This is a genomic window from Phyllobacterium trifolii, assembly GCF_014192095.1.
Classification (GTDB): Bacteria; Pseudomonadota; Alphaproteobacteria; order Rhizobiales; family Rhizobiaceae; genus Phyllobacterium; species Phyllobacterium trifolii.
Window position 1 is genome coordinate 88540 of record NZ_JACHXN010000021.1, and the last position, 7696, is coordinate 96235.

General features: G+C 53.9%; 7 protein-coding genes and 1 pseudogene. 4 read left to right on the forward strand and 4 right to left on the reverse strand.

The genetic code is table 11. The annotated features are described in order from the left end of the window. Positions 1–744 precede the first annotated feature (744 nt). The gene (locus tag FHS21_RS24460; RefSeq protein WP_112529891.1) at positions 745–1020 is read left to right on the forward strand and encodes a hypothetical protein; all 276 of its coding nucleotides are present in this window, start codon (positions 745–747) and stop codon (positions 1018–1020) included. Between the two features lie 8 nt (positions 1021–1028). Here the strand turns inward: FHS21_RS24460 and FHS21_RS24465 are convergent, their stop codons facing one another. Continuing rightward, on the reverse strand, positions 1029–1355 hold the full coding sequence (locus FHS21_RS24465) for a hypothetical protein (RefSeq protein ID WP_183664559.1): 327 nt from the start codon (positions 1353–1355) through the stop codon (positions 1029–1031). Between the two features lie 1158 nt (positions 1356–2513). On the opposite strand from FHS21_RS24465, the gene FHS21_RS24470 reads away from it, so the two are divergent. The 3 genes from FHS21_RS24470 to FHS21_RS24480 all read left to right on the forward strand — a co-directional run bounded on the left by FHS21_RS24470 (position 2514) and on the right by FHS21_RS24480 (position 4753). Continuing rightward, positions 2514–2750 (forward strand): hypothetical protein, encoded by a 237-nt coding sequence (locus FHS21_RS24470; protein ID WP_183664561.1) that lies wholly within the window; start codon positions 2514–2516, stop codon positions 2748–2750. Between the two features lie 357 nt (positions 2751–3107). Further along, positions 3108–3554, forward strand: a complete 447-nt coding sequence (locus FHS21_RS24475) for an MgtC/SapB family protein (protein WP_183664563.1) — start codon at positions 3108–3110, stop codon at positions 3552–3554. Between the two features lie 221 nt (positions 3555–3775). Beyond that, entirely contained in the window at positions 3776–4753 is a 978-nt protein-coding gene (locus FHS21_RS24480) for a sensor histidine kinase (RefSeq protein WP_112529907.1), read from the forward strand. Positions 4754–5260: 507 nt separating this feature from the next. Here FHS21_RS24480 and FHS21_RS24485 read toward each other — a convergent pair. The 3 genes and pseudogenes from FHS21_RS24485 to FHS21_RS24495 form a co-directional block, all read right to left on the reverse strand. Beyond that, positions 5261–5662, reverse strand: a complete 402-nt coding sequence (locus tag FHS21_RS24485) for a helix-turn-helix domain-containing protein (protein WP_183664565.1) — start codon at positions 5660–5662, stop codon at positions 5261–5263. A 585-nt stretch (positions 5663–6247) separates the two neighbouring features. Beyond that, positions 6248–7288 carry an aldo/keto reductase gene (locus tag FHS21_RS24490; protein ID WP_183664582.1) on the reverse strand — a complete coding sequence of 347 codons (1041 nt, stop codon included), beginning with the start codon at positions 7286–7288 and terminating at the stop codon, positions 6248–6250. Between the two features lie 192 nt (positions 7289–7480). Beyond that, positions 7481–7696: pseudogene (locus FHS21_RS24495) on the reverse strand (diacylglycerol kinase); the annotation flags it as partial.

Below are 7696 nucleotides of genomic sequence, written 5' to 3' on the forward strand. Positions count from 1 at the left end.
CGCCGCTCCATGGTTGCGCGCGGCGACGCTCTATAAATTCCAAACCACCGGCAGCGCAGATAGTTCCCGCAGCAGTCGCATTGGCTAAGTTACTCGATTAGACGTTACGACCTGCGCCGCGGCTTGCTGTTGTGCACTTCGTGAGTTTTCCCGTGGGCGTTGGGCGCTCTGGCTCATCGACGCAGTTGCCAGCTTCCTTCGCAGTCTGGATAATGCAAATCGAGCTGATCCCGGAAAAGTTTCCCTCAAGGCAAGACGAGCGGGCATGTTTTGCGAGAAAGAGCCTGTAGCCTATAAGGCTGTTCCACCGGTGTCCGGCCGGGGGCATCGGAAAGTATCTAGATGCGTGTGATGCAGACGAACGCAATAGTCATTAATAGCGTAGACACCGTTTCTTTCCTTCAAGATAAAAACAGTGCCTGCATCGGAGTTATTTTTCACTCACAATAATGTTGAAACAAATCCATGATCTTGCGCCCGCAAAATGCATCTTGCGGGTCAACGGGCCAGCCGGTCGATGACTACATCAAATATATGATTGCGGCCTAAATCAAGTTATGGAGGATTTTTCAACTAATGGTTCGGTTATACCTAATGCTTGGCCGAGCCTTCGGCGGTTCACCGTTGTCGATGAGGTCGATTGCGCGCCCGACTTACTTGATGACGCTTGTGCCGGAGGTTTAAGCAGCACGTGCGAAGTCAATGCTTGGAACAACCTGTCAGGCGATAGAATCGAGGTAGCTGATGATCCTGTCATTGAAACTGTGGCTCGTACGCCGATGGTTCCCCGATGTTTTTGAACAGGCTCGTGCCTATCAGCTTGTCAGTATGAATATCGGTGATTTGAAGTGGTGGTGCGGAAGGGAATTTCCAATTCTCAACGATGCGTCGCAATGGTTGATGGACTCGCAGGCTGCATATTTCGCAGATCAAGGGAGGCCTAAACCGGCCATGGCCATGGGTATCTCGGATTTTAGGGAATACCTGCGGCGCAAACACGGGGATCTGGATTTTGGCTGATGCTGATGTCATTCCTTGCGTATGATTTGACCATCGCGCATTTCGAAAACGCCGTTGTGGCCGCCTTGTTGGTTAAAATCGAGTTCGAGTTTATCCCAACGGCCAAGGAGTTCTCCGCATGAGCTGCAATAAATCGGAGTGTGGCTCTGAACGTTCTCAGGAATTTGCAAATAGATCGTGCCGCAAGTCTTGCAGTCCAGCTTGTGATCGAGGCGTTGCGGCATGTTGCTACCCATGATGTTTCCCAAATATGGAGCCATGTGATGCAGAATGCGAGAGATGAGTGCTGTGGCGGCGACGCCCTTGCTCGGTTTCGGACCCGATTGTCTGCTCATTGATGACTGCCAGAGAGGTAATCAACTGGATATCGCGTTTTCCGTTATTGAAAAGGCGCATGACTTCCCGCGCCAGGCGTTGCGCGTGCGGATAGGTCCAAGGTGAACGTCCCAGCATTGCTGCCGCCCTTTCGTATGCGTCGGACATCACGCGCCAATCGTCTTGGCTATATACGTCTTCAGAAACGGATGTGAGTGATTGAAAGGTCATGATCGTACCCCATTATAGGCGGGAGCACGTTCCAACTCTCAAACGCCAGCGGCCGTTACATGCCTGGCGACCATTGTATTGTCTGCGAGCGGACAAAAAGTGTCAATCAAATCCCAATAATTGAACAGTAACGCGGGCTTACCTGAACGATCTCTTCTTGAATTCCATCTGTTAAGAATTCAGGCCTACTCCGCCTGAAGTTCGAAGTGAATAATCGTCGACTGGCGGAGCCCCGTGGAACTTTGCTCTGGCCAAGTTGTTCAGAGCTGGACCGCAGCCTCTGGCATGGTGGAAAATGACAAAAAAGGACAGGCTAGAGCACCGGCCGAGGTTTTCAAGCGCGGAAGCCGCAATAAGGACTTTCCAGATCACATGCGATCGGGTCATAGTGTTCCCGCGACTGATGAACGATTTCTGGAGCTTTTGGAACGCCTGGACGAAGCTGAGAAAGAGCAAAAGACGTAGTCTTCCCCATCTGTTTTACAGCGATGGGCCGGCGGACTGCCTTTTTTCTTCTTGGCGATCCATGTCCTTGGTTCATGTGCTCCAGCAGAAACAGTCGACCTTTAAATGCTCGACGTGCGGATCGAAGCAGCTCGGGCTCAGCGCGACCCCTTGTCAGGTTACGTACGCCAGGCGTGGAACGATTTCCGCTCAATTTTGTTAGCTGTATAATTTGCAGGCGGAGGTTAATACAATGGCCGACAACAGGCAGAAACAGGATAATCGGGACCGGTCGAAAGTCGCAGCCAGCGAAGATTATGGAGTCGCGTGTCGGGTGTTGAAATTCGGCGCGAGCAAGAAGCGCGCGCTAGAGCTGATTATTAAACACGGAGGCAGTCGCAAAAACTTCGAAGCTGAACGCGCACGCTCTCCATGAGATGGATTTAACGGTGGGAGTCTGCAAAGGCTTCGTGACGCATGCCAGATCGAACTGGAAAATCCAAATGACAATACCGTCACCGACCCTACCCTCAATCGATCCCAATCGCTGGCTTGAGTGTGAGCGGGGCTTTACGGTGATTGCCGAAAGCGAGGATCGATCTCCCGAAGCCCTCAAAGTTTTGATTGTAGAGGCAATTGACGCCGGATGGAGCGAGGAGGAGGTAAGGCGTGCTCTTTCCGACATGATACGAGCAAAGGGAATTTCAGGCGAAGAGGGCGACCGATGGCTGCACGTATAGCGAGCCCCAAACTCCGCTCTGGCGACCCCGATCGATGGGACGAATGTGAGCGGGCCATTAAGCCGCGATTCAACAGGATCAATTGGGTGGATATGCGAAACAATCCAACTATTCAATTGTTGAACGACGCTATGGCGGCTGGCTGGACCGAGAAAGAGGCAATACGTGCAATTTGGGCGCTGAGGATGCTAAGGGATACGGCATCTGTGACGAGGAACTAGCGAGCAGCCACGCAAGGGATGCCCCTCAAGTGCTTCCAAGACTTTGTTCGATATCGTCTGGTGCGCTCGTAAGATGGATTCAGCGGTCCGTCAGTGTTAAAATTGCAAATTTAACCGATCGTCTGGGGGAAATTCATTGCTCGAAACGTTTCACTACCTCAATTCCTTGCCGTTTTTTCCGCATGTGTTTGCTCTGGCGGTCGCCTATATCTTTGCATTTCCGATTGGTCTCGATCGAGAACGAGAGGAGCGTAGTGCGGGTGTGCGGACTTTTCCCATTGTAGCCTTGGCAAGCTGCGGTCTCATTGAAGGGACCGAAAGTATTACCGCCGACAATCCCGAGGCCACGGCCCGTATTATCGAGGGACTGATCACCGGCGTCGGCTTTATCGGCGGTGGGGCTATCCTGCAACTCAAGAATTCTGTCCGTGGCACCGCAACAGCTGCGAGCATCTGGTCAACTGGCGCAATTGGCATAGCGGTCGGACTGGAGAGTTATGATGTGGCGTTCATCATTTCGCTCTTCACGTTTCTCACGCTGCGCCTCATGCTGCCATTGAAAAAGGAGCCTAAGCAGGACTGAAATCCGGCAAGGACGGATGGATGGCACATAACCGAGTAGCCGATGCCCTCTCACGTATGCCTTGTCGCGTGCTGCGTAGCTCGCGATTGACGCAGCGCCAAGGTTGGAGGTTCCAAGTTGTTCTCTCAATGCTCAGAAACAACCGAATCCAGCACTTGCAATTGCACCGTGTATGGGGTGGCATGCCTTTTTGATCTTCCATTGCAAGGCGAACGATCCAAATGACAAATCCACGTATCGCAGAAATGGTTCTTGAAAGCGCGATCGACTACGCCATTCTGACCTCTGACCTTTCGGGGAATGTCACGTCATGGAGCATTGGAGCCGAAAATGTTTTCGGCTGGGCCGAGGATGAGGTGTTGGGCCTTGCCGCCGACATCATTTTCACAAGCGACGACCGTGCGCACGACGTACCGCGCAAGGAAATGGCCAATGCCCTTAAAAACGGTCGTGCAACAGACGAACGCTGGCATGTGCGCAAGGATGGATCAAGATTTTGGGCCAGCGGTGAAATGATGCCGCTGCAGAACAATGGTGCCGCTGAAGGCTTCCTCAAGATTGTTCGAGACCGGACGCAGCAAAAGCGGGCGGAAGAGCTGCAGTCCATGTTGAGCCAGGAACTAAGTCACCGGTTAAAGAACCAGCTCGCCATGGTTCAGGGTCTGGTCAATCAGTCATTGCGACGTGCGGATAACATCGAGGGTGCACGCCTGTCGATCAGCCAGAGACTTCGTGTCCTGGGACAAGCGCATGACTTGCTATTGACCGGTTATGGCGAGCGGATTGATGTCCGAAGCTTGGTCGAGAAGGCTATCAATCTGGACGAGGACAAGCACAGCAATCAGTTCACTCTGACGGGTCCAGAATTGCAGGTCGGTCGCCAATCGGCATTGTCCCTGGCCATGCTGCTGCATGAACTCACGACCAATGCTTTCAAGTATGGCGCTCTCTCCCAGACGGATGGCCAGATCATCATTGAATGGGGAATTGCCGAAATGGATGAGGAGGCGGCATTTAAACTGGATTGGCGAGAGAAAAACGGTCCACCTGTGGTACCACCTACGGTCGAGGGATTGGGCACGAGACTTATAAAAAGTGGCGTCGCTGGCACGCTGACGAAGGTTGATCTGACTTATGCATCTGATGGATTGAATTGCACTATATTGGCGCAGCTCGAGGGCTTCCAAGCCAACGCTTAGGTCCCGGACATCATTAGAAATTTTTTGCTGACATGGCAGACGGTAAGGTTGAACTTACGAGTGTTCACCAACGCTTCGGACCTTAGTGAACTACTCTGGCTCGCGGCGCCGTTTGAGCGCCAAATGCGTTCACTTCATCGGCGTCAAGGCGATCCGTGAAACACATGGCTCTTTTCCACGCCCTTTTCGATGCGGGCGCGGCGATGAAGCGGATGAATAGGTCATCTTTACAAAGATGAAATCTGTTTGACCGTCTCCCGCCACTGCTTCCATGATGCGAACTCGGGATGGAAGTGCGGTCGTGGCGACAAACGCCGCTGCGAGCAAAAACTTTTTCATCGCGCAGCTACCTTGGATGCTGCCTGAAACCGCTTTGTATCACGATCGTTTGCCAAACGGGTTCTCGTGCAGTAACCCGTCCTTACGACGGAATCCGGTACCGGCGGGTGAGCGACAGCGGCGATGCGCACCATGAATTCGGTCATCGGCCGCGTCTTGGCACTGCTGTCAGCGCTGAGGGAAGTAATCTCCAAGGAATGCCATTGGGTCAAGCTTGAGTCCATGGCATAACGCGATCATCATTGAGACGGCCATGCGGTTGCTGCCGCTCTCGTACTTTTGGATTTGCGTGCCCGAAATGCCCATGGATGCGCCGAGGTCGATTTGGCTGAGCCCAGCGGCCAAGCGGAAGGCCCTCAGCTTTGCGCCAAGTTCTTTATCAATGCGGGCTGCTGCCGAATTTCGCGTTAACGCTACCATCGCGCCAATAGACCATACACCGGTTAAAGGATTGCGAAAGAACCGCTGGCGGGCTTGGTCGCAGCGGCGATCAGAAGCGGGAGTTGAACGATCGCTATATTTGTCACTGGCGCGTGAAGTGACAAGCCGCGCGGCGATGAGCACTGTCATGGGTTTGGCTCGTTGTCGCGTGTGCCGCGATGACCGCCGCCTCGGCAATTTGAGGGATCTACCTGCGCAAAAAAACCGCCACTGGGAGAAGGGTCACTCGACAGTAGCGGGATGGGGTTCAAGGATGCGGCACCTTCTTGAGCCAGCACGATATCGCGGGGGATAGTTCGCCACAATCGGGCCTTCCACCTAACCTCGCCGGGAAACTAAGCAATCCTTGCCGAGGAAATTGCCCGACGTAGATCGCGGTGCCAGCCGCAGCGCTACCGGCAATTTTGCCGCTGGTAGTCGCGTGTTTTTAACCATCAAACCAGCTTGTGCTTTAAAAGGTGGCGCTCTTTGGACCAACCTGATCTGGACGCCGGGCGCATGCCAGCCATCTCAGGCGAGTAAGATAACGTGCGTCCGGCGTCATCCCTTTCGCGCTATGGGATTCGACAATTGGCCTCAAAGCGTCGGCCCCTCACGAGTGCTAAATGATCCAGGCGTTCCGTGCGGTTGCCAATTAGACCGCACTTTAAAAAGAGCCTCTGCCAGCATAAGACGACGGGAGATTACCTGCCTCCGTACCGCTACCAATACGGCTTATGCTGGAGGCGTGATGTTCAAGGGTGGCGCGTCATCTCTCAGCAATCCCGCAGCTTTGAGTTCCGCCCATAGGGCGCTCGGCAGTTCTTTCCCAAGGATGGCTCTGTTTGCATTGACCTCTGAAATACTCTGCCCTCCGGGAATTACTGAAACGACAGCAGGGTGATGAAGGGGAAAATTCAGCGCAGCCTCTATCAGTGCAACATCGTGCCGCCTGCAGATGACATCGATCCGCTTCACACGTTCAATTACATTCAATGGCGCCTCTGAGTAATTATATTGTGCGCCGGTGACTGGTCCGCGAGCGAGGATGCCCGAGTTGTAAGGCCCCCCTAATATGATGCCGATGCCACGTTCTTCACACATGGGCAAGAAGGTATCCAGAGCATCCTGTTCGAGCAATGTATACCGGCCTGCCAGCAGGAAAAGATCGAAGTCGCCCTGTTCAGCCAGATCCTGACACATTTGCCATTCATTTAGTCCCCCGCCGATGGCCTTCACTACGCCCTGGTCCCTGAGCGACAGCATGGCATGGTACCCGCCATGCATAAATTGATCGAGATAGGTCCGGCACTTCTCAAGCGTACCGTGAGTGAAGACGTCCAGATCGTGCGCAAGAAGAATGTCGAACCTATCGAGGCCCGTCCGCTCGAGCGATATCTCGAAAGAGCGCATAACTCCGTCATAACTGTAATCATAAACCTCGCGACGATTGGGTGTATCAAAGAATTTGCCGATGCCCGTTCGCTGCTCCGGTGGGCAAGCTTGTAACAGCCTGCCGACCTTTGTGGATATGATGAATTCGTCTTGAGGCTTGGTCGTCAAAAATCTGCCGACGCGACGTTCTGATAGGCCCAGTCCGTACAGCGGCGCCGTATCGTAGTAGCGCACCCCGCTTTGCCAGGCAGCATCCAGAATGGCAAATGCGTGTTCTTCCGAGACCGTTTTGTAGAGATTGCCGAGGGGTGCAGATCCAAAGCCTAGTTCCGTGAAACCGAGCCCCCCGTTGCCTATGCGATCCCAATGACGAATCCTCAACGCGCTGTCCTTCCAATCTCCGATATTTTTGCACAAGGGGGAACCGATTGGCCGCAAAGATAACCTGCGCGGCGAATGTAGTATCTCTTGTCCTGAAAATGTACCGTTAGATCCAATGACTGTCACTCTCACTGAGCGCGGTGGTTGGCTGTAGCAACGTTTGCGGACCCATCTGCACGGATATCCGGGCCTTCATTGGTCACGGTGATTTCTGGCAACTTCGCCACCCCCCGTAAGCCATCTTGCATCGAACCAGCGGTCCGCCGGCCCGTCATAGGGCAGCCGCGTGACATCCCAGTGGCTGACGAAGCGCGCGTAGGCGTCCCAGACCGGTGGGCCGCCGCCGATGAAGACGACACGGCCAGCAAAGCGCCTGAGCGTGTCCTCGGGATCCATGCTGGAGCGAAC